Source organism: Streptomyces sp. NPDC032745, from assembly GCF_055579465.1.
The window spans coordinates 1-1,065 of the sequence record NZ_JBVING010000049.1 but is presented as its reverse complement, the minus strand read 5'-3'; the positions used below and the strand labels follow the sequence as shown (position 1 = coordinate 1,065).

The window sequence follows — 1,065 nt, the reverse complement described above, 5'->3', positions numbered from 1 at the left end:
CAGGTTCCGGGTGGGTTGGGGTTGGGGTGGTTGGTCGAGGCGTTGGGTGTGGTGGTGGATCACCATGATGCGTTGCGTCTGCGGTTGGTTGATGGTGGTTTGGTGGTGGGTGAGCGGGGCTCGGTCGATGTCGGCTCGTGTGTGGTGCGGGTGGACGCGGTGGGTGTGGATGAGGCCGGCCTGGATGGGTTGATGGCTGGTCATGCTGGTGCTGCTCGGGGTCGGTTGGTGCCGACCGAGGGTGTGATGGTGCAGGTGGTGTGGTTCGACCGGGGTCCTGGTGTGTCGGGGCGGTTGTTGGTGGTGCTGCATCACTTGGTGGTGGACGGGGTGTCGTGGCGGGTGTTGCTGCCTGATCTGGCTGCTGCGTGGGGTGCGGTGGCGGGTGGGGTGCCGGTGGTGTTGGAGCCGGTGGGGACGTCGTTGCGTGGTTGGGCGCTCGGTTTGGAGCGTGAGGCTGTTTCGGCGGGCCGTGAGGGTGAGTTGGGGTATTGGGCCGGTGTGCTGGGTCGTGAGGGTGTGCGGCTTGGTGGGCGGGCTTTGGATCCGGTGGTGGACACGTTTGGTTCGTCGGGTTCTTTGGTGGTGCGTTTGGATGCGGAGTCGACGCGTGGGTTGTTGACGCGGGTGGGTTCGGTGTTCCGGGCGGGTGTGCATGACGTGTTGCTGGCCGGGTTCGCGATGGCGGTGGCGCGGTGGCGTGGTGCGGGTGGTGTTTTGGTGGATGTGGAGGGTCATGGTCGTGAGGAGGCTGTGGTCGCGGGGGCTGATCTGTCTCGGACGGTGGGTTGGTTCACGAGTCTGTATCCGGTGTGGTTGGATCCGGGTCGTTTTGATGTGGGTGAGGCGTGGGCCGGTGGGTCTGCGGCCGGTGAGGTGTTGAAGCGGGTCAAGGAGCAGTTGCGGGGGGTTCCGGACGCGGGGATCGGGTTCGGTTTGTTGCGGTACATGAATCCGAAGGCGGGGGAGGTTCTTTCGGGGTTCGATCGGCCGCAGTTGGGGTTCAACTATCTGGGGCGGGTCGCTGCGGGCGGCGAAGCCACCGACTGGAACGTCGTCCCCGGA

1 protein-coding gene is annotated in these 1,065 nt (G+C 65.7%); it reads left to right on the top strand.

Features of this window, described 5'->3' with window-relative positions; all coding sequences use genetic code 11:
• Nucleotides 1-30: 30 nt before the first annotated feature.
• Nucleotides 31-1,065, top strand: a 1,035-nt coding sequence (locus ACZ5WG_RS40810; RefSeq protein ID WP_468729707.1) for a condensation domain-containing protein, incomplete at its 3' end; no start/stop codon positions are given.